Annotated in this window: 20 protein-coding genes; 12 read left to right on the forward strand and 8 right to left on the reverse strand. The window is 70.0% G+C overall.

Translation table 11 applies throughout. The annotated features are described in order from the left end of the window. Nucleotide 1: 1 nt before the first annotated feature. The 9 genes from ACFQZY_RS11865 (at nucleotide 2) to ACFQZY_RS11905 (ending at nucleotide 7,887) form a co-directional block, all read left to right on the forward strand. Entirely contained in the window at nucleotides 2-1,036 is a 1,035-nt protein-coding gene (locus ACFQZY_RS11865) for an amidohydrolase family protein (RefSeq protein ID WP_377415957.1), read from the forward strand. Nucleotides 1,037-1,059: 23 nt separating this feature from the next. Beyond that, nucleotides 1,060-1,743, forward strand: a complete 684-nt coding sequence (ligK, locus tag ACFQZY_RS11870; RefSeq protein ID WP_377415959.1) for a 4-carboxy-4-hydroxy-2-oxoadipate aldolase/oxaloacetate decarboxylase — start codon at nucleotides 1,060-1,062, stop codon at nucleotides 1,741-1,743. Between the two features lie 17 nt (nucleotides 1,744-1,760). Further along, complete coding sequence (locus tag ACFQZY_RS11875; protein ID WP_377415961.1) at nucleotides 1,761-2,618, forward strand: transporter substrate-binding domain-containing protein; 858 nt, start codon at nucleotides 1,761-1,763, stop codon at nucleotides 2,616-2,618. 56 nt (nucleotides 2,619-2,674) lie between these two features. Then, entirely contained in the window at nucleotides 2,675-3,658 is a 984-nt protein-coding gene (locus ACFQZY_RS11880) for a tripartite tricarboxylate transporter substrate binding protein (protein ID WP_377415963.1), read from the forward strand. A 36-nt stretch (nucleotides 3,659-3,694) separates the two neighbouring features. Continuing rightward, the gene (locus ACFQZY_RS11885; protein WP_377415965.1) at nucleotides 3,695-4,621 is read left to right on the forward strand and encodes an amidohydrolase family protein; all 927 of its coding nucleotides are present in this window, start codon (nucleotides 3,695-3,697) and stop codon (nucleotides 4,619-4,621) included. A gap of 1 nt (nucleotide 4,622) precedes the next feature. Beyond that, nucleotides 4,623-5,012 carry a protocatechuate 4,5-dioxygenase subunit alpha gene (gene ligA / locus ACFQZY_RS11890; RefSeq protein ID WP_377415967.1) on the forward strand — a complete coding sequence of 130 codons (390 nt, stop codon included), beginning with the start codon at nucleotides 4,623-4,625 and terminating at the stop codon, nucleotides 5,010-5,012. Then, nucleotides 5,012-5,869: a class III extradiol dioxygenase subunit beta gene (locus ACFQZY_RS11895; RefSeq protein WP_377415969.1), complete on the forward strand. Its 858-nt coding sequence runs from the start codon at nucleotides 5,012-5,014 to the stop codon at nucleotides 5,867-5,869. The genes ligA and ACFQZY_RS11895 overlap by 1 nt, the downstream gene beginning before the upstream one ends. Then, nucleotides 5,866-6,813: a Gfo/Idh/MocA family oxidoreductase gene (locus ACFQZY_RS11900; protein WP_377415971.1), complete on the forward strand. Its 948-nt coding sequence runs from the start codon at nucleotides 5,866-5,868 to the stop codon at nucleotides 6,811-6,813. The genes ACFQZY_RS11895 and ACFQZY_RS11900 overlap by 4 nt, the downstream gene beginning before the upstream one ends. Nucleotides 6,814-6,885: 72 nt before the next feature. Further along, the gene (locus tag ACFQZY_RS11905) at nucleotides 6,886-7,887 is read left to right on the forward strand and encodes an aldo/keto reductase (RefSeq protein ID WP_377415973.1); all 1,002 of its coding nucleotides are present in this window, start codon (nucleotides 6,886-6,888) and stop codon (nucleotides 7,885-7,887) included. Between the two features lies 1 nt (nucleotide 7,888). Here the strand turns inward: ACFQZY_RS11905 and ACFQZY_RS11910 are convergent, their stop codons facing one another. Together ACFQZY_RS11910 and ACFQZY_RS11915 are read right to left on the reverse strand one after the other, a co-directional pair. Then, nucleotides 7,889-8,212 carry a 2Fe-2S iron-sulfur cluster-binding protein gene (locus tag ACFQZY_RS11910; RefSeq protein WP_377415975.1) on the reverse strand — a complete coding sequence of 108 codons (324 nt, stop codon included), beginning with the start codon at nucleotides 8,210-8,212 and terminating at the stop codon, nucleotides 7,889-7,891. 11 nt (nucleotides 8,213-8,223) lie between these two features. After that, nucleotides 8,224-9,411 carry a cytochrome P450 gene (locus tag ACFQZY_RS11915; protein ID WP_377415977.1) on the reverse strand — a complete coding sequence of 396 codons (1,188 nt, stop codon included), beginning with the start codon at nucleotides 9,409-9,411 and terminating at the stop codon, nucleotides 8,224-8,226. 108 nt (nucleotides 9,412-9,519) lie between these two features. Here ACFQZY_RS11915 and ACFQZY_RS11920 point away from each other — a divergent pair, with 108 nt between their 5' ends. Next, a complete protein-coding gene (locus tag ACFQZY_RS11920) occupies nucleotides 9,520-10,434 on the forward strand; it encodes a helix-turn-helix domain-containing protein (RefSeq protein WP_377415979.1) in 915 nt (304 codons plus the stop codon). A 37-nt stretch (nucleotides 10,435-10,471) separates the two neighbouring features. Here the strand turns inward: ACFQZY_RS11920 and ACFQZY_RS11925 are convergent, their stop codons facing one another. Beyond that, the gene (locus ACFQZY_RS11925; protein WP_377415981.1) at nucleotides 10,472-11,383 is read right to left on the reverse strand and encodes a LysR family transcriptional regulator; all 912 of its coding nucleotides are present in this window, start codon (nucleotides 11,381-11,383) and stop codon (nucleotides 10,472-10,474) included. A gap of 86 nt (nucleotides 11,384-11,469) precedes the next feature. Between ACFQZY_RS11925 and ACFQZY_RS11930 the strand changes: the two genes are divergently transcribed. After that, nucleotides 11,470-11,835, forward strand: coding sequence for a protocatechuate 4,5-dioxygenase subunit alpha (locus ACFQZY_RS11930; protein ID WP_377415983.1), 366 nt, complete (start codon nucleotides 11,470-11,472; stop codon nucleotides 11,833-11,835). A gap of 23 nt (nucleotides 11,836-11,858) precedes the next feature. Beyond that, a complete protein-coding gene (locus ACFQZY_RS11935; RefSeq protein ID WP_377415985.1) occupies nucleotides 11,859-12,692 on the forward strand; it encodes a class III extradiol dioxygenase family protein in 834 nt (277 codons plus the stop codon). Between the two features lie 70 nt (nucleotides 12,693-12,762). Here ACFQZY_RS11935 and ACFQZY_RS11940 read toward each other — a convergent pair whose 3' ends face one another. The 5 genes from ACFQZY_RS11940 to ACFQZY_RS11960 form a co-directional block, all read right to left on the reverse strand. Next, nucleotides 12,763-12,981, reverse strand: coding sequence for a DUF1059 domain-containing protein (locus ACFQZY_RS11940; RefSeq protein ID WP_377415987.1), 219 nt, complete (start codon nucleotides 12,979-12,981; stop codon nucleotides 12,763-12,765). Between the two features lie 129 nt (nucleotides 12,982-13,110). Next, entirely contained in the window at nucleotides 13,111-15,525 is a 2,415-nt protein-coding gene (gene rpoD / locus ACFQZY_RS11945) for an RNA polymerase sigma factor RpoD (protein WP_377415989.1), read from the reverse strand. A gap of 256 nt (nucleotides 15,526-15,781) precedes the next feature. After that, nucleotides 15,782-17,758 carry a DNA primase gene (dnaG, locus tag ACFQZY_RS11950; protein WP_377415991.1) on the reverse strand — a complete coding sequence of 659 codons (1,977 nt, stop codon included), beginning with the start codon at nucleotides 17,756-17,758 and terminating at the stop codon, nucleotides 15,782-15,784. Nucleotides 17,759-17,798: 40 nt separating this feature from the next. Then, entirely contained in the window at nucleotides 17,799-19,577 is a 1,779-nt protein-coding gene (locus tag ACFQZY_RS11955) for a gamma-glutamyltransferase family protein (protein WP_377415993.1), read from the reverse strand. Between the two features lie 203 nt (nucleotides 19,578-19,780). After that, entirely contained in the window at nucleotides 19,781-20,539 is a 759-nt protein-coding gene (locus tag ACFQZY_RS11960; RefSeq protein WP_377415995.1) for a 3-hydroxyacyl-CoA dehydrogenase, read from the reverse strand. Nucleotides 20,540-20,545 lie beyond the last annotated feature (6 nt).

Consider the following 20,545-nt stretch of genomic DNA (forward strand, 5'->3'; position numbering starts at 1 on the left):
CATGAGCCTGATCATCGATTGCCACGGCCACTTCACCACCGCGCCCAAGGCGCTGGAAGACTGGCGCAACCAGCAGATCGCCGGCATCAAGGACCCGTCCAAGAGCCCGAAGGTCGCCGACCTGAAGATCTCCGACGACGACCTGCGCGAAGCCATCGAGACCAACCAGCTGAAGCTGATGAAGGAACGCGGCAGCGACCTCACGCTGTTCTCGCCGCGCGCCAGCTTCATGGCCCACCACATCGGCGACTTCAACGTCTCGTCCACCTGGGCCGCCATCTGCAACGAGCTGGTGTACCGCGTGAGCACGCTGTTCCCCGAGCACTTCGTCCCGGTGGCCATGCTGCCGCAGTCGCCCGGCGTGGACCCGGCCACCTGCATCCCCGAGCTGGAGAAGTGCGTCAAGGAATACGGCGCGGTCGGCATCAACCTCAACCCCGATCCCTCCGGCGGCCACTGGACCAGCCCCCCGCTGACCGACAAGCACTGGTACCCCATCTACGAAAAGATGGTGGAGTACGACCTGCCGGCCATGATTCACGTGTCCACCAGCTGCAACGCCTGCTTCCACACCACCGGCGCCCACTACCTGAACGCCGACACCACGGCCTTCATGCAGCTCATTCAGGGTGACCTGTTCAAGGACTTCCCGACGCTGAAGTTCCTGATCCCCCACGGCGGCGGCGCGGTGCCCTACCACTGGGGCCGTTTCCGCGGCCTGGCGCAGGAGATGAAGAAGCCCCTGCTGACGGACCACGTGTTGAACAACGTCTACTTCGACACCTGCGTCTACCACCAGCCCGGCATCGACCTGCTGAACACCGTGATCCCGGTGAAGAACGTGCTGTTCGCCTCCGAGATGATCGGCGCGGTGCGCGGCGTCGACCCCACCACCGGCCACTACTACGACGACACCAAGCGCTACATCGAGGCGTCGAAGATCCTCAGCGCCGAGGACAAGCACCAGATCTACGAGGCCAACACCCGCCGCGTGTTCTCCCGCCTGGACGCCCGCCTCAAGGCCGCCGGCAAGTAAACCGAACCCAAGGAATCCAAGCCATGTACGAACTCGGCGTCGTTTACCGCAACATCCAGCGCACCGACCGTGCGACCGCGGATGCCCTGGGCAAGCTGGGCTCCGCCACCGTCCACGAGGCCATGGGCCGCGTGGGCCTGCTCAAGCCCTACATGCGTCCGATCTACCCGGGCTGCCAGGTCTCCGGCACCGCCGTGACCGTGCTGCTGCACCCCGGCGACAACTGGATGATGCATGTCGTGGCGGAGCAGATCCAGCCGGGCGACATCGTCGTCGCCGCCATCACCGCCGAGTGCACCGACGGCTACTTCGGCGACCTGCTGGCCACCAGCTTCCAGGCCCGCGGCGCCCGCGCCCTGGTGATCGACGCCGGCGTGCGCGACGTCAAGACGCTTCAGGAGATGGGCTTCCCGGTGTGGAGCAAGGCGATCAGCTCCAAGGGCACCATCAAGGCCACCCTGGGCTCGGTGAACATCCCCGTGGTGTGCGCCGGCATGAGCGTCAACCCCGGCGACGTGATCGTCGCCGACGACGACGGCGTGGTCTGCGTGCCGCGCGCCCTGGCCGCCAAGACCCTCGAAGCCGCCCAGGCCCGCGAGGCCAACGAGGGCGAGAAGCGCGCCAAGCTGGCCGCCGGCGTGCTGGGCCTGGATATGTACAAGATGCGCGAGCCCCTGGAAAAGGCCGGCCTGCGCTACATCGACTGACCCCGCCGGAACCCGCCGTGACGGCCCCGACCCGACCGAGCCTGCGACCCGGCCTGCGCCTGCGCGCGCGTTCCCTGGCCCTGGCTCTGGCCCTGCCGCTGGCGCTCGGCGGCTGCGCGCACCTGGCCGCGCCCGCGGCGCCGCAGGCCGCGGCCGCCCCGGCGCCCGCCGAGGCCCGCGCCGCGCTCGCGCCCACCGGCGTGCTGCGCGTGGGCGTGTACCCCGGCAGTCCCACCTCGCTGGTCACCACCCGCTCGGGGGAGCGCGCCGGCGTGAGCCTGGAGCTGGGCACCCTGATGGCGCAGCGCCTGGGCGTGCCGGTGAAGGTGGTGGAGTTCAGCCGCGTGGCCCAGGTGGTCGAGGCCGTGCAGGCCGGCGAGGTGGACTTCACCTTCACCAACGCCACCGAGGCGCGGGCGAAGCTGGTCGACTTCACGCCGCCGCTGGTGCGCCTGGAGCTGGGCTACCTGGCGCCGGCCGGCTCGCCGATCGCCGAGGTCGGCCAGGTCGACCGCGCCGGCGTGCGCGTGGGCGTGAGCCAGGGCAGCAGCTCGCAGGGCGCGCTGCCCGGCCTGCTGAAGCAGGCGAGGGTGGTGCCCGTGCCCTCGCTGGCCGAGGCCGCCGCGCAGCTCAAGGCCGGCGGGCTGGACCTGTTCGCCACCAACAAGGGCATCCTGTTCGAGCTGGGCGACAGCCTGCCGGGCGCCCGCGTCCTCGACGGGCGCTGGGGCTTCGAGCAGCTCGCCATCGCCGTGCCCAAGGGCCGTCCCGCCGGCATGCCCTGGCTGCGCGACTTCGCGCAGCAGGTGCGCGCCCAGGGGCAGTTGCAGGCCATGGCCTCGCGCGCCGGCCTGCGCGGGCTGGCCGCCGACTGACCCCGCACGATGCCCGCCGCGCGCCCGGCGCGCGGCCACGACGACAAGGAGACTCCATGAACGCATTCCCCACCCGGCGCCGCTTCGGCCAGGCCCTGGCGGCCGCCGGCCTGCTGGCTGGCACGGCCTTCGCCCAGGCTCCGGCCTACCCGAGCAAGCCGGTGAAGGTGGTCGTCGGCTACGCCGCCGGCGGCGCCGTCGACGCGGTGGCGCGCACCATCGGCCAGAGCCTCTCGGGCAGCCTGGGCCAGCCTTTCGTGATCGAGAACAAGCCCGGCGCCGGCACCAACATCGCGGTGAAGTCGGTGATCGACGCGCCGGCCGACGGGTACACGCTGATGATGGCCGCCAACGCCCTGGCGGCGAACCCCTCGCTCTACCAGCCCGCGCCCTTCGACCCCGAGCGCGACCTCGCGCCGGTGTCGCTGGTCGGCCGCGTGCCGGTGGTGATCGCGGCCAACGCCTCGGTGCCCTACACCACGATCGCCCGCATGATCGAGGCCGCCAGGGCGAAGCCGGGCGGCATCGCCTACGCCTCGCCGGGCAACGGCTCCACGCCGCACATGGCGGTGGAACTGTTCGAGCGCGCCGCCGGCGTGAAGCTGCAGCACGTGCCGTACCGCGGCGGCTCGCCCGCCATCACCGACGTGATCGGCGGCCAGCTGCCGCTGGTGGCGGTGAACGCGCTGGAAGTGCAGCCCCATGTGCGCAGCGGCCGCCTGAAGGTGCTGGCCGTCCTCAGCCCGAACCGCACCGCCATCTTCCCCGACGCGCCCACCATCGCCGAGTCCGGCTTCCCCGGCTTCGAGGCCTCGGTCTGGTACGGCCTGGTGGCCCCGGCGGCCACGCCCAGGCCCGTCATCGCGCGCCTGCATGCCGAGGTGCAGAAGGCCCTGGCCACGCAGGAAGTGCGTGACCGCATGACCCAGGTGGGCGGCGAGGTGATCCCCGGCTCCACCGAGATGTTCGCCAGCCTGATCCGCAGCGAGCGCCAGCGCTACGAGCGCCTGGTGCGCGAGGCGCAGATCAAGCCCGATTGACCCGACGATTCATTGATCCTTTGCAGGAAGACTCCCATGAGCAAACCCACTACCGGTGATTTCACGAAGACCCCCGGCTGGCTCGACTGGTTCGAAGGCCCGAGCAAGCCCAAGTTCAAGCTGCCCGCCGGCGCGGTCGACGCGCACTGCCACGTCTTCGGCCCGGGCGCGCAGTTCCCCTACGCCCCCGAGCGCAAGTACACGCCCTGCGACGCCAGCAAGGAGCAGCTGTTCGCCCTGCGCGACCACCTGGGCTTCGCCCGCAACGTGATCGTGCAGGCCACCTGCCACGGCGCCGACAACCGCGCCCTGGTCGACGCGCTGGTGCACTCCGACGGCAAGGCCCGCGGCGTGGCCACGGTGAAGCGCTCGGTCACCGACCATGAGCTGCAGGACATGCACGCCGCCGGCGTGCGCGGCGTGCGCTTCAACTTCGTCAAGCGCCTGGTCGATTTCACGCCCAAGGACGAACTGATGGAGATCGCCGCCCGCATCGCCCCCCTGGGCTGGCATGTGGTGATCTACTTCGAAGCGGTGGACCTGCCCGAGCTGTGGGACTTCTTCACCGCCCTGCCCACCACCGTGGTGGTGGACCACATGGGCCGCCCCGACGTGAGCAAGCCCATCGACGGCCCCGAGTTCGAGCTGTTCCTGAAGTTCATGCGCCAGCACCCGAACGTCTGGAGCAAGGTCTCCTGCCCGGAGCGCCTCTCGGTGACCGGCCCGGCCGCCCTGGATGGCGAGCAGGCCGCGTACAAGGACGTCGTGCCCTTCGCCCGCAAGGTGGTCGAGGAATTCCCCGACCGCGTGCTCTGGGGCACCGACTGGCCGCACCCGAACCTGAAGAACCACATGCCCGACGACGGCCTGCTGGTGGACTTCATCCCCCACATCGCGCCCACCGAGGAACTGCAACGCAAGCTGCTGGTGGACAATCCCATGCGCCTGTACTGGAAAGACTGAGATGTCCCTCGACAAACCCTACCTGGACGTGCCCGGCACGACCATTTTCGACGCCGACCAGAGCCGCAAGGGCTACTGGCTGAACCAGTTCTGCATGTCCCTCATGAAGGCCGAGAACCGTGAGCGGTTCAAGGCCAACGAGCGCGCCTACCTCGACGAGTGGGCCATGACCGAGGACCAGAAGCTGGCCGTGCTCGCACGCGACCTGAACCGCTGCATCGCCCTGGGCGGCAACATCTACTTCCTCGCCAAGATCGGCGCCACCGACGGCAAGAGCTTCCAGCAGATGGCGGGCTCCATGACCGGCATGAGCGAAGAGGAATACCGCAACATGATGATCAAGGGTGGCCGCTCGCCCGAAGGCAACCGCTACCTTGGGGAGAAAAAATAATGGCCCGCATCACCGCCAGCGTCTACTCGTCCCACGTGCCCGCCATCGGCGCCGCGCTGGACCTGGGCAAGTCGCACGAGGACTACTGGAAGCCCGTCTTCGCGGGCTATGACTTCGTCAAGCAGTGGGAGCAGGCGCAGAAGCCCGACGTGGTCTTCCTCGTCTACAACGACCACGCCACCGCCTTCAGCCTGGACTTCATCCCCACCTTCGCGATCGGCACCGCCGACCGGTTCACGCCGGCCGACGAGGGCTGGGGCCCGCGCCCCGTGCCCATGGTCCATGGCCACCCGGAGCTGGCCTCGCACATCGCGCAGTCGGTGATCCAGCAGGACTTCGACCTCACCATCGTGAACAAGATGGACGTGGACCACGGCCTGACCGTGCCGCTGTCCCTGATGTTCGGCCAGCCCAAGGAGTGGCCCTGCAAGATCATCCCGTTCGCGGTGAACGTGGTGCAGTACCCGGTGCCCTCGGGCCGCCGCTGCCTGCAACTGGGCAAGGCGATCCGCAAGGCCGTCGAGTCCTTCGACCAGGACCTCAATGTGCAGATCTGGGGCACGGGCGGCATGAGCCACCAGCTCCAGGGCCCGCGCGCCGGCCTCATCAACCGCGAGTGGGACAACGCCTTCCTGGACCGCCTGATCGCCGACCCCGAGGGCCTGGCCGACGTGCCGCACATCGACTATGTGCGCGAGGCCGGCTCCGAGGGCATCGAGCTGGTCATGTGGCTGATCGCGCGCGGCGCGATGGGCGACCTGGCCGGCGGCAAGCCGCCCAAGACCCTGCACCGCTTCTACCATGTCCCCGCGTCGAACACCGCCGTGGGCCACCTGATCCTCGAGGAACAACAATGACCATCAAAGTAGCCCTGGCCGGCGCCGGCGCGTTCGGCATCAAGCACCTGGACGGCATCAAGAACATCGACGGCGTCGAAGTCGTCTCCCTGATCAGCCGCGACCTGGCGAAGACCCAGGAAGTCGCCGACAAGTACGGCATCAAGCACATCACCACGGACCTGAACGAGTCCCTGGCGATCAAGGAAGTCGATGCCGTCATCCTGTGCACGCCCACGCAGATGCACGCCGCCCAGTCGATCGCCTGCCTCAAGGCCGGCAAGCACGTGCAGGTGGAGATCCCGCTGGCCGACAGCCTGAAGGACGCCCAGGACGTCGTGGCGCTGCAGAAGCAAACCGGTCTGGTGGCCATGTGCGGCCACACCCGCCGCTTCAACCCCAGCCACCAGTACGTGCGCCAGCAGATCACCGCCGGCAAGTTCAACATCCAGCAGATGGACGTGCAGACGTACTTCTTCCGTCGCACCAACATGAACGCCGCCGGCCAGCCGCGCTCCTGGACCGACCACCTGCTGTGGCACCACGCCGCCCACACCGTGGACCTGTTCCAGTACCAGACCGGCAGCAAGGTGGTGAAGGCCAACGCGATCCAGGGCCCGATCCACCCGACCCTGGGCATCGCCATGGACATGAGCATCCAGCTGAAGGCCGAGAACGGCGCCATCTGCACGCTGTCGCTGTCCTTCAACAACGACGGCCCCCTGGGCACCTTCTTCCGTTACATCGGCGACAGCGCCACCTACATCGCGCGCTACGATGACCTGTTCAATGGCAAGGAGGAGAAGATCGACGTGTCCCAGGTCGACGTGTCCATGAACGGCATCGAGCTGCAGGACCGCGAGTTCTTCGCCGCCATCAAGGAAGGCCGCGAGCCCAACTCCAGCGTGGCCAAGGTCCTGCCTTGCTACGAGGTGCTGCACCAGCTGGAGCAGCAGCTGCTTTGATGCGGGCCTGCCCGTGAGATGTCGGCCCGCGGGCGCTCCTGGCGCCGCGGGCCTTTTCGTTTTGGAGACTCCATGAAGAACCGCAAGATCGGCCCGTTCGAGGTCAGCGAAATCGGCCTCGGCTGCATGAACCTGAGCCACGCCTATGGCGTGCCCCCGGGCGAGGAGCAGGGCGCGCGCGTGCTGCTGTCCGCGCTGGACCAGGGCGTGACCCTGTTCGACACCGCCGCCCTCTATGGCTTCGGCGCCAACGAGACCCTGGTCGGCAAGGTGCTCAAGCCGCACCGCAGCCGCTTCACCCTCGCCAGCAAGGGCGGCATGGCCGGCGTGGCCGGCGATGACGGCGTGACCCGCCGCGTGATCGACGGCCGTCCCGAGACGCTGCGCAGGAACTGCGAGGACAGCCTGCGCCGCCTGCAGACCGACGTGATCGACCTCTACTACCTGCACCGCTGGGACAAGAAGGTCCCCATCGAGGACAGCGTGGGCGAGATGAGCCGGCTGGTGGAGGAGGGCAAGGTGCGCACGCTGGGCCTGTCCGAGGTCTCGGCCGCCACGTTGCGCAAGGCGCACGCGGTGCACCCCATCACCGCCCTGCAGACCGAGTACTCGCTGTGGACCCGCAACCCCGAGATCGCGGTGCTCGACGCCTGCCGCGAGCTGGGCGTCGCCTTCGTCGCCTTCAGCCCGGTGGCCCGCGGCTTCCTGTGCGACACGCTGCACGACGTGGCCACGCTGGACGCCAAGGACATCCGCAAGGCCATGCCGCGCTTCACGCCGGAGAACTACGCCGCCAACCTGCGGCTGATGCCGGGTTACCGGGCGCTGGCGCAGGAGGCGGGCTGCACCCCGGCGCAGCTGGCCATCGCCTGGCTGCTGCACAAGGGCGAGGACATCATCCCGATTCCCGGCACCACGAGCCTGGACCACCTGAAGGAGGACCTCGACGCGGCCGCCGTGCGCCTGGATGCGGGCCTCATCGCCCGCCTGGAGGCCCACATCTGCGAGGCCACCGTCACCGGCAACCGCTACCCGCAGCAGGGGCGCACCGAGGTCGACACCGAGGAGTTCTGAGTCACTCCTGCGTCTCGGGCAGGCGCACCATCAGCCCCTCGAACGCGGAGACGCAGTTGACCTGGCAGGCCAGGCGGCTGTTCGGCCGGCGCTCGGCGACGACGAAGCCCAGCATTTCCTCCTCGTTGGCCGAGGGCGGCGGCAGCTCGCCCAGGCGCGCTTCGTCCACGTAGCAGTGGCAGGTGCCGCAGGTGCACGAGCCGCCGCATTCGCCGAGGATTCCCTCGACGTTGCCCTTGATCGCGCCCTGCAGCAGGCTCCAGCCGTCGGTGACGTCGACGGCGGTCTCGCGGCCGTCGGCCTCGATGTAGCGGATGGTGGTCATGGGGCAGCTCCTCAGGCGCGGGCCAGGCGCAGCACCAGCGGGCTGCGGAAGGTGGACGACGGCATCCACGACAGGGTCTCGTCGACGCGGCGGTAGGCGGGGAAGACCTTGTGGAATTCCTCGAAGGCGATCCTGCAGGCCATACGGGCGATGGAGGTGCCCAGGCAGGCATGCACGCCGCCGCCGAAGCCCAGGTGGCCGCGCGGCCTGCGGCCGATGTCGTAGCGGTCCGGGTCGGGGAAGACGCGCTCGTCGCGGTTGCCGCTGCCATAGGCGAGGCAGACGAAGTCGCCGGCCTTCATCACCTGGCCATGCAGTTCCACGTCCTTCATCAGGCGGCGGCGGAAACGCTGGGCCGAGGTGTTGAACCGCAGGCTCTCCTCGATCGCGTCCTTCAGCAGCTCCGGGTCGGCCACCACCGCGGCCTGCGCCTGCGGGTGGTCGGCGAGGTTCAGGGCGAACATCATCATGAAGCCGCCCAGCGATTCCACGCCGGCCATGATCAGCGTGGTCGTCGTGAGCAGCACCTCGCGCTCGTCGAGCCGGTCGCCGTCGATCTCGGCCAAGCTGAAGTGGCTGATCAGGTCGTTGCGCGGCGCGGCGCGGCGCATCGCGATCACCTGGGCGGCGTAGTTGCGCATCCACTCGAAGGCGGCGAGGTGCTCGGGGCCCTTGGTGCGGGTGACCGGGTCGCTCTGGACCATCAGCACCGCGTTGTCACGCACGGTCTCCTCGGGGACCAGGGCCTCGTCGCCGGTCGGCAGGCCCAGGGCCGCCATCAGCACGCGCACGGTGAACCGGGCGGAGAAGTCCTTGAAGTCGATCGTCTGCGCGCCGCTGATCTCCGCCGCCGCGGCCTGGGCGATGGCGCGCATCGGCTCGGCCAGGGCCTCGAGGTTGCGCTTCATGAAGGCATGCTGCACGAGGGCGCGCAGGCGGTCGTGGCGCGGCGGGTCGGAGCTGCCCAGGGTGGCGCCGGCGCGGCCCGGCAGCTCGGTCATGAGGTTGCCGGAGGCGGACGAATACGTCTGCCAGTCCTGCAGCGCGCTGATGATGTCTGCGTGCCGGGACAGCACCCACATGCCGGCTTCCTCGCTCCAGAAGCAGGGAAACTCGTCGCGCATGCGCTTGTAGAAGGGGAAGGGGTCCGCATCGACCTGCGGGGAGTAGGGGTCGAATCGGAAGGTACTGGTCAACATGACTGTCTCCTGTGGGGCTGGAATCCACGGCGACTTTAGGGTTGATCCACCGCAAGCGCACTGCACAAACCGGTGGGCGAAATTGCACTTTTCGTCCAGAGTCGGGGTATGTCGACGGCACGGTCCAAGGGGACGCCCCGGCTGCAGGTCCCCACGTTTGCACTTTACGGCGAGCCCCTCGCGGGGCCCGGCCAGGAGCTGCTGCATGTGGAGGCGGTGCAATCGCGCAGCCGGCTGTACCGCTGGGAGATCGATACCCATGTCCACCAGGGCCTGTACCAGGTGGTGTGGATCGCGCAGGGTGGCGCGCAGGTGGTGCTCGATGCGCAGCGCGAGGCGGTGCAGGGGCCGGCGGCCATCGTGGTGCCGCCGGGCGTGGTGCACGGCTTCCGCTTCGCGCCGGGCACCGACGGCACGGTGCTCACGCTCAGCCCGCGCTTCCTGCTGGAGGGCGACTTCCAGCCCGCGGGCGAGGCCTTCCGCGACCTGTTCTCCTCGGCCGGCGTGGTGCGCTTCGAGCCGGGCGAGGCGGCCGACCGGCTGGAGGCGCTGCTGCACGCGCTGGGCGCCGAATTCACCGCACCCGGCGCGCCGGACTCGCCAGTGGTGCAGTGGCTGGCCCGCGCCGTCACCTGGCGGCTGGCCCAGGCCCAGGTGCGCACGCCGCGCTCCGGTGACGACGCGACCTGGCGCAACCAGGCGCTGTTCACCCGCTTCACGCTGCTGGTGGAGGCGCATTTCCAGGAGCGCTGGCCGCTGGCGCGCTACGCCTCGCGGCTGGGGCTGTCCACCGCCCGCCTGAACCGGCTGGTGCGTGCCGAGGCCGGGCGCAGCGCGCTGGAGGTGGTGCACGAGCGCCTGACCCGCGAGGCCTGCCGGCGCCTGGCCTACATCGCCGCGCCGGCAGCCACGCTGGCCGCGGAGCTCGGTTTCGAGGACCCGGCCTACTTCAACCGGTTCTTCAAGCGCCGCACCGGGCTCACGCCCCAGCGCTGGCGCAAGGCCCACCAGGCCGGCGCCTGAGCGTGGTTGCGGGCACCCGCGCCGCACCTGGCCGTCGTCACGGAGGCTGCCGCAGCGCCGGCGCCACCACCGATTCCAGCTGCGCCCGCAGCCACTGGTGCGCCGGGTCCTGCTGGTGACGCGCGTGCCACAGCGCGTACATCGGCATGCGGGGGCAGGGCACCGGCGGCTCGCAGCTGGCCAGTCCCTGCATCGCGTGCGGGGCGAGCAGGCCCGGCGCGGTGGCCAGCAGGGGCGTGCCGCGCAGGAAGGCGGGCAGGGCGCTGAACTGCGGCACCATGACCGTGATGCGCCGCTGCACGCCGGCGGCCTCCAGGCGCTGGTCCAGGTCCAGCCCCCGTCGCGGCTCGTAGACCACGGTGGCATGGTCGGCGGCCAGGTAGTCCTTGCGGGACTTCGGCGGCTGGCGCACGGCGGGGTCATAGAACACGCGCCAGCGGTCCTCGAACAGGCGCTTCTGCAGGATGTCGCTGCCCTCGGGCGGGCGCGGGCTGATCACCAGCTGGCACTGGTCGTTGCGCAGCATCTCCAGCCGCGGCACGCCCGAGGGGATGACGCGCAGCGACACCCCCGGCGCCTGCGCCCGCAGGCGCGCGGCCAGGGCCGGCAGCAGCAGGTCCCGCTGGAAGTCGTTGGCGGCGATGGTGAGCGTGGCCTGCCAGCGCGCCGGCTCGAAGGCGCCGTGCAGGGCGAAGCGCTGCATCGCCCCCAGCAGCTCGCGCGCCGGCTGCGCCAGCGACTCGGCCCGCGCGGTGGCCACGATGCCGCGCCCGGATTTCACGAACAGCGCGTCCCCCGTGATCGCACGCAGGCGGTCCAGCCCGTGGCTCACCGCCGACTGCGTCACGCCCAGGCGGTGCGCCGCGCCGGTGACGCTGCCGGCCTCGAGCACGGCCAGCAGGAGTTCGAGCAGGCGGCCGTCAAGGTCCGATCCATCGATCTTGTTCATGTGTTTGATGAGAAGTCATCGGTTTATCTTTTGTATCCGCCGGCCGAGACTCCATCCCTGACCTACATCAACGGCCAGGAGACTTCATGTCCACGAAACCCGCCATTCCCGGCACCACGCTGTTCGACGGCGACCAGGCCCAGAAGGGCTATGCGCTGAACAAGATGTGCTTCTCGTTCAACGACGAAGCCAACCGCGAGGCCTTCCGCGCCGACGAGGCCGGCTACATGCGCCGCTACGGCCTGAACGAGCAGCAGGCCGCCGCCATCCGCAACCGCGACGTGCTGGGCCTGCTGGCCGCCGGCGGCAACGTCTACTACCTGGCCAAGTTCGCCGGCATCCTGAAGCTGGACGTGCAGGACCTGGGCGCGGCCCAGACCGGCATGACCAAGGAGGCCTTCAAGGCCATGCTGGTCAAGCACAACGAGCAACCCGACACCCTCGCCGCCTGAGGCGCCACCCCGAAGGAATTCACATGGCCAAGATCATCGGTGGACTGACCACCTCCCACGTGCCCGCCATCGGCGGCGCCATCGCCAAGGGCATCCAGCAGGAGCCTTACTGGAAGCCCTTCTTCGATGGCTTCCTGCCGGTCCACCGGTGGCTGGAGGACGTGAAGCCCGACGTGGCCGTCGTGTTCTACAACGACCACGGCCTCAACTTCTTCCTGGACAAGATGCCGACCTTCGCCGTCGGCGCGGCGCCGGAGTACCGCAATGCCGACGAGGGCTGGGGCATCCCCACGCTGCCGCCGTTCAAGGGCCAGCCGGACCTGTCCTGGCACATCATCAACCAGCTGGTGGAGAAGGAATTCGACATCACCACCTGCCAGGAGATGCTGGTCGACCACGCCTTCACGCTGCCCCTCAAGCTGTTCTGGCCGGAGGGCGTGCCGGTGACCACGGTGCCGGTGTGCATCAACACCGTGCAGTTCCCGCTGCCGTCGGCCAAGCGCTGCCTGGCGCTGGGCAAGGCGGTGGGCGAGGCGATCCAGTCCTGGGACAGCGACAAGAAGGTGGTGGTGATCGGCACCGGCGGCCTGTCGCACCAGCTCGATGGCGAGCGCGCCGGCTTCATCAACAAGCCCTTCGACCTGAAGTTCATGGACAGCCTGGTCAACGACCCGGCCTGGGCCACGCAGTTCTCCATCCACGAGCTGGTGGAGAAGACCGGCACGCAGGGCGTGGAGCTGCTGATGTGGCTGGCCACCCGCGCCGCGGTGCCGGGGCCCGTGCGCAAGGTGCACACCAACTACCACATCCCGATCTCCAATACGGCGGCGGGCATGATGGCGCTCGAGGCGGTGTAAGCCGTCCCTGTGCGGGCCGGCCGGGAGGCGGCCCGCGGGGGCTGAAGTCATGGGGCCGCTTCGAGCGGCCTCATGCATGTTCGGGGTGCGGATGCTCCAGCGGCGGGTTGCCGGCCTTGAACAGTTGCCGGAGCTGCTCGCGCAGCTCCGGCGTGTCCTGGTGGCCATGCACCGATACCGCGTGCTGCACGGCGGCCTCGAGCAACTCGGGGTCGGAGTCGGCGACGATGGACACGGTGCAGTGCATGTCGCTCGGGTACTCCCGGCAGTCGACGTACTTGCGGGTCATGGGACCTCCTGCCTGCGGCGATGGAAATTCGCCACGATCCACGATAGGCCGGCCGAGCCCCCGCTTCAAGCGCGGCGGCCATGAAAAAAGGGACCCGCAGGTCCCTTTGTCTCGCACCGTGCTGGCCGGTCAGAGCGAGTCGATGAAGCTGCGCAGCTTGTCCGAGCGGCTCGGGTGCTTGAGCTTGCGCAGGGCCTTGGCCTCGATCTGGCGGATGCGCTCGCGGGTGACGTCGAACTGCTTGCCGACTTCCTCCAGCGTGTGGTCCGTGCTCATCTCGATGCCGAAGCGCATGCGCAGCACCTTGGCCTCGCGCGGGGTGAGGCTGTCGAGGATGTCCTTGACCACGTCGCGCAGGCCGGCCTGCATGGCGGCCTCGATCGGCGCGGTGTTGGAGGTGTCCTCGATGAAGTCGCCCAGGTGGGAGTCGTCGTCGTCGCCGATGGGGGTTTCCATCGAGATCGGCTCCTTGGCGATCTTCATGATCTTGCGGATCTTGTCCTCGGGGATCTCCATCTTGGCCGCCAGGATGGACGCATCGGGCTCGAAGCCGAACTCCTGCAGGTGCTGGCGCGAGATGCGGTTCATCTTGTTGATGGTCTCGATCATGTGCACCGGGATGCGGATCGTGCGGGCCTGGTCCGCGATCGAGCGGGTGATGGCCTGGCGGATCCACCAGGTGGCATACGTGGAGAACTTGTAGCCGCGGCGGTATTCGAACTTGTCCACCGCCTTCATCAGGCCGATGTTGCCTTCCTGGATCAGGTCCAGGAACTGCAGGCCGCGGTTGGTGTACTTCTTGGCGATGGAGATCACCAGGCGCAGGTTGGCCTCGATCATCTCCTTCTTGGCGTCGCGCGAGGCGGCCTCGCCCTCGTTCATGCGGCGGTTGATTTCCTTCAGCTCGGCCAGCGGCACCACGACCTGGGCCTGGATGTCGGCCAGCTTGGTCTGCAGCTCCTGGATCGGGGGCACGTTGCGGGCGATCACGGCGCTCCAGGGCTTGCCGGCGGCGGCCTGCTTCTCGACCCACTTGAGGTTCAGGATGTTGGGCGGGAATTCCTTGATGAAGGTTTCCTGCGGCATGCCGCACTTGTCGACGATGATGCGGCGCAGCTCGCGCTCCTTCTTGCGCACGTCGTCGACCTGGCCGCGCACCATGTCGCACAGCTTCTCGATGGTCTTGGCCGTGAAGCGGATGGTCATCAGCTCGGCGGACAGCGCATGCTGGGCCTTGGCATAGGCGGGCGAGCCCCAGCCTTCCTTGTCGTAGATCTTGTGGATCTTCTCGAACAGGTCGGCGATGCGGTCGAAGCGCTCGAGCGCCTGGTTCTTCAGCTCCTCGAGCTTCTTGGTCAGGGCCTTGGAGCCGCCGTTGCCGTCGTCATCGTCGTCGGCGTCGAACTCGTCGAAGTCTTCCTCGGCCACGTAGTCGTCGGCCTCGTTGGGGTTGGAGAAGCCGTCGACGATGGTGGAGATGACCACCTTGCCCTCGCGGATCTCGGCGGCCATGCGCAGGATCTCGGCGATGGTGGCGGGCGAGGCGGAGATCGCCTCCATCATGGCCATCAGGCCGCCCTCGATGCGCTTGGCGATCTCGATCTCGCCCTCGCGCGTGAGCAGTTCCACCGTGCCCATCTCGCGCATGTACATGCGCACCGGGTCGGTGGTGCGGCCGAATTCGCTGTCCACGGTGGACAGGGCGGCTTCGGCCTCTTCCTCGGCTTCTTCAGCCGTGGCCGCCGTCGGGGTGGTGTTGTTCAACAACAGCATCTCGGCGTCGGGCGTCTGCTCGTACACCGCCACGCCGAGGTCGTTCAGCATGGTGACCACGACTTCCAGGGTCTCGGCCTCCACCAGCTTCTCGGGCAGGTGGTCGGTGATCTCGGAGTGCGTGAGGTAGCCGCGGGTCTTGCCCAGCGTGATCAGGGTCTTCAGGCGCTGGCGGCGCTTGAGCATTTCCTCTTCGGTGAGGACGGTCTCGTCCAGGCCGAATTCCTTCATCAAGGCGCGTTCCTTCGCCTTGCTGATCTTCATGCGCAGGGGCTTGACCTTCTCGGTCGTCTCGGCGACTTCGGTGCTTTCCTCGGCGAACTCGGCCTCGATGTCGGACATGTCCTCCTCGTCACCGCCCTCGGCCTTGGCGGCCGCCTTGGGCTTGCGGCCCCGCTTGGCGGGAGCCTTGGGAGGCGCGTCGGATTCGGCGGCGGCGGCCTTGGGCGGGCGGCCCGGCTTCTTCTTGGCGACCGGGGCGGCGGACGTATCGTCGGCCGGCGCGGCGGCCTTGGCGGTCTTCTTGACCTCTTCCTTGGCGACCGCCTCGTCGGTGGTCTTCTTGGCTTTGACGAGCTTGACGGTGGTCTTCGTAGCTGACACTGGCTTGGCTTTCGCTTTCGTTGCGGGCTCGGCAGCGGCCTTGGCCTTGCCCGTCTCGGCGACGGACTTCAGCGCGGTCTTGGCGGCTGGCGAGCCAGGTTTGATCACTTTCTTGGCAACGGGTTTCGCGGCAGTCTTGCTGGCTTGGGCTGACTTTTGAGCGGGCATCTACGAATACTCCGGGACATCAAAAACAACGGCAGGAACACAAGCGCGCCACGAACCCGGCGCGAGGAGACAGGGGGCACCACCCCTCAGCGGGCAGGCGCGACCCAGTGGCAAGATGGGAGGGCGAACATTTGGTGTGCAGTCCTTGCGGTAAGGGGGCGGGTCGTGCGCTGTTGGCACAGTTGGCCGGGCCCGGAGGTGCTGCTGTCGCTCTTGCCGAGTAGCAAACCTTACATTATATCGGAGCGGGGCGTTTTCAAGCGCCCGGGTTGCGGCTTCGCGCCACCAGCTCCTTCAATCTTTCGTAGGCGGCGGGGTCGGTGGCGGCCCGTTGGGCGAGGTCCTGCATCTCCTCGGCGCGTCGCTTGGCGTGCTCCAGCGAGAGGATGTTGCCCAGCTCGCCCGGGTCGGCCTGCACATCGGCCGGCAGTTTGCCCATCAGGCTGACCGCGAAGGCCTCGTGCTCATGCCCCTGCAGCTCGCCGCGCAGGTCTTCCCAGGGCTGCGGGCCGTGGTCCTGCATGCGCGCGTCCAGCCAAGCGAACAGCGGGCCGTAGGGCGCGGCCAGCTCGCACAGCAGGTGGTGGTCGTCATTGGACAGGCGGCCCCAGGCGGCGGCGTCGGCCAGCAGGATCTGCAGGGCCCGGTCGGCCCGGCCCGGCGGCAGGCTGCGCCCGCGCGTGCGGCGCGGCGCCGGCTCATCGCCGAAGCCGCCCCCGCCGCCGCGGCGGCCCTTGCGGCGCCAGGCGGAGCGTTCGCCGCCGGACGCGCTGCGCCCGCCGCGTTCACCGGACCCGTCTGCCGACGGCTCGCCGTGCCACCCGCCGGCGCCTTCACCCGGCCAGTCACCCGGGCCGTCGTACTCGGCGGGCTCGTGCCGCTCCCAGCCCCCGCGGCGTTCGCCGCGCCCGCCGCCCTCGCGGCGGCCGCCCGCGGGCTTGCCGCTCCACAGGGCGGCCAGCTCGCGGGCATCGAGTTCCGCGAGATCGGCGAACTCCCCGAGCAGCTGGCGCTTGAGCGCGCCGTCAGGCAGCAGCCCCCACAGGGGCTTGGCGTTGGCCGCCATGTGGGCGCGGCCTTCCGCGGTGGACAGGTCGCAGCCCTCGCGCGCGCTGTCCACCAGGAAGCGAGAGAGCGGCGTGGCCTCGCTGACGTAGCGGGAGAAGGCGTCGGCGCCGTGCGCGCGGATGTAGCTGTCCGGGTCGTGCTCGGGCGGCAGGAACAGGAACTTCACCGAGCGCACGTCGGTGGCATAGGGCAGGGCGCCCTCCAGTGCCTTGCGCGCGGCGCGGCGGCCGGCGGCGTCGCCGTCGAAGCTGAAGACCACGCTGTCGGTGAAGCGGAACAGCTTCTGCACGTGGTCGGTGGTGCAGGCCGTGCCCAGCGTCGCCACCGCGTTGGGAAAACCCAGCTGCGCCAGGGCCACCACGTCCATGTAGCCCTCGGTGACCAGCACGAAGCCCTTCTCGCGTAGCGCCTGCCGCGCCTCGAACAGGCCGTACAGCTCGCGGCCCTTGCTGAAGACGGGGGTCTCGGGCGAGTTCAGGTACTTGGGCTTCTCGTCACCCAGGACCCGGCCGCCGAAGCCGATGCACTCGCCCTTGACGTTGCGGATCGGGAACATGATCCGGTCGCGGAAGCGGTCGTAGCGCTTGTCGTCCTCCTCGTGGACGATCACCAGGCCGCTCTCGGCGAGCAGCGGGTCGTCGTAGTCGGGGAAGACGCTGGCCAGGCTGCGCCAGCCCTCGGGCGCATAGCCGAGGCCGAACTGCTTGGCGACCGCGCCCGAGAGGCCCCGGCCCTTGAGGTAGGCCACCGCCCGCGGCGAGGCCTTGAGGTGCTTGCGGTAGGACTCGCCGGCCTTCTCGAGCACCTCGGTCAGCGTGGCCTGCTTCTGGCGCTGCTGCGCGGCGCGCTCGCGGTCCTGCGGGGAGCGGTCGTCGTCGGGCACCTGCATGCCGTACTGGCCGGCGAGGTCCTTGACCGCCTCGACGAAGCCCATGCCGGCATGCTCCATCAGGAAGCCGATGGCGTTGCCGTGCTTGCCGCAGCCGAAGCAGTGGAAGAACTGCTTGGTGGGGCTGACGGTGAACGAAGGGGACTTTTCCGTGTGGAACGGGCACAGGCCGGAGAAATTGGCCCCGGCCTTCTTCAGCGGCACGTAGCGGCCGACGATCTCGACGACGTCGGCACGTGCCAGCAATTCCTGGATGAACGACTCGGGGATGGCCATGCGAAGGGGCGATTGTGCCCCGGCGCGGGGCCGGCGGTCCTCAGTCGCCGCGGACCACGCCCTCGCGGCGCGGGTCGGCCCCGCCGGACCAGCCGGCCGGCGTGCGGCTGAGGGCGTGCAGGCCGCTGGTCAGGGGCACCTCGCGGACCTCGGCGCCGCGCGCGCGCAGGGCCTGCACCGTGGCGGCGGGGAAGCGGCCGGCCTCGAGCAGGGTGGGGCCGCCGACCGAGCCGAAGTTGGGCAGGTCGATGGCCCGCTGCGGGTCCAGGCCCCAGTCCAGCGTGCCGACCAGGGCCTTGGCGGTGTAGTGGATGATCATCGCGCCGCCCGGGCTGCCCAGCGTGGCCGCCAGCTGGCCGCTCGCCTTGTCGAACACCAGGGTAGGAGACATCGACGAGCGCGGGCGCTTGCCCGGCTCCACCCGGTTGGCGACGGGGCGGCCCTGGGCGTCGGCGGGCAGGAAGCTGAAGTCGGTCAGCTCGTTGTTCAACAGGAAGCCGCGGACCATCTGGCGCGCGCCGAACTGGTCCTCGATGGTCGAAGTCAGGGCGACCGCGCGACCCTGCGCGTCGACCACGCTGAGGTGGGTGGTGCCGCGCTCGGGCTGGTCGTGCATGGGCGCGAAAGCGGTGGGAACGCCGCCGGGGCGGCCGGGCGGCGCCTCGCGCAGGCTGCGGGGACCGACCAGGCGGGCTCGGGCGTCGAGGTAGGCCGGTGCCAGCAGGCTGCGCCAGTCGCCGGCGGGCGGCGCGACGAAGTCCGGGTCCGCCACGTACTGCGCGCGGTCGGCGAAGGCCAGGCGCGCGGCCTCGGTGTACAGGTGCAGCCAGTCGGCCGAAGGCAGGCCGTCCTGCGGCGGCTGGGTGCCCGCGCCGGTGCGGGCCAGCAGGCCCAGCACCTGCCCGATCGCGATCGCGCCGGAGCCCGGGGGCGGGAAGCCGCAGATGCGCCACTCGCGTCCGCCCGCGGCATGGTCGTGGCACAGCGGCTCGCGCTGGCGGGGCGTGTAGCCGGCGAGGTCGGCCCGCGTGAGCCGGCCCGGGTTCGTGGGGTGGCCGCGCACCTTGTCGACGATGGCCTGCGCGATCTCGCCCTCGTGCAGGGCCTTCGAGCCCTCCGCGGCGAGGCGGCGGAACACGCCGGCCAGCGCCGGGTTGCGCAGGAGCGCGCCGGTGGCGAGGGGCGCGCCGCCGCCGTCATAGAAGTAGGCGGCGGCTGCCGGGTCCCGGCGCAGGTGGGGGTCGCCGCGCAGCAGCGTGTTCAGGCGCTCGCCGACCGGGAACCCGCCCTCGGCCAGTGCGATGGCCGGCTCGAACAGCCGGGCCCAGGGCAGCCGCCCGTGCGCGCGGTGGGCCATCTCCAGCATGCGGACCGCGCCCGGTACGCCGACCGCGCGGCCGCCGACCACGGCGTCGGGGAAGGCGAGGGGGCGGCCCTCGGGATCGAGGAAGAGGCGCTCGTCTGCTGCCGCGGGGGCGGTCTCGCGGCCGTCGTAGGCCTCGACTGTGCGGCCGTCCCAGTGCATCAGGAAGGCGCCGCCGCCGATGCCGCTGGACTGGGGCTCGACCAGGGCGAGCACCATCTGCGCCGCGATCGCGGCATCGAGCGCGGAGCCGCCGGCACGCAGGAGGCGGTCGCCGGCCTCGGCGGCCAGCGGGTGCGCCGCCGCGACCGCGTGGGTGCGCAGGGTCCAGCCGGCCTTGGCCACCAGGGCCGAAGGCGCCTCCGGCGCGCTCGCCTCGACGGGCGGGACGGGCGAGGGCAGGGTGCAGGCCGCGAGCAATGCCGCGGCCAGCAGGGCGCTCAGGCGGGCCTTCACGGTGCGATCACGGGCGGGCTCACGGGCGGGCTCACGGGCGGGCTCACGGGCGGGCTCACGGGCGGGCTCACGGGCGGGCTCACGGGCGGGCTCACGGGCGGGCGGCCGCGGCGGATGCCGCCGCTCGGGCCAGGGCAGCGCCTGCCCGGCCGAAGGGCGCTCCGGCCGCGGGACAGCCTGGGGGGCGCATCGCAGGGGCAGGCTCAGCGCGGCGCCAGGCGGATCGCGCCGTCGAGGCGGATCACCTCGCCGTTGAGCATGTCGTTCTCGAAGATGTGGCGGGCCAGCTTGGCGTAGTCCTGCGGGGTGCCCAGGCGCGAGGGGAAGGGCACGGCGGCAGCCAGCGAGTCCTGCACCTCCTTCGGCATGCCGAACATCATCGGCGTGCCGAAGATGCCGGGGGCGATGGTCATCACGCGGATGCCGTTGCGCGAGAGGTCGCGGGCGATGGGCAGGGTCATGCCGACGACGCCGCCCTTGGAGGCGCTGTAGGCGGCCTGGCCGATCTGGCCGTCGTAGGCGGCGACGGAGGCGGTGTTGATCACGCAGCCGCGCTCGCCGGTGGCCTCGGGCTCGTTCCGGCACATGGCCTCGGCGGCCAGGCGGATCATGTTGAAGGTGCCCACCAGGTTGACGTTGATCACCTTCTGGAAGACGGCCAGGCTGTGGGCGCCGTTCTTGCCCACCGTCTTCTCGGCGGGGGCGATGCCGGCGCAGTTCACCAGGCCCATCAGCTTGCCCAGGGACAGGGCCTGGGCCACCACGGCCTGGCCGTCGGCCTCGCTGCTCACGTCGCACTTGACGAAGGCGCCGCCGATCTCGCGGGCGATCTGCTCGCCCTTGTCCGCCTGCATGTCGGCGATGACGACCGTGCCGCCGGCGCCGGCGAGCATGCGCGCCGTGCCCTCGCCCAGCCCCGACGCGCCGCCGGTGACGATGAAGACCTTGCCCTTGATGTCCATGGAATG

It is taken from the genome of Ramlibacter sp. GCM10027632 (assembly GCF_042675325.1).
In the GTDB taxonomy this organism is placed as follows: domain Bacteria; phylum Pseudomonadota; class Gammaproteobacteria; order Burkholderiales; family Burkholderiaceae_C; genus Ramlibacter.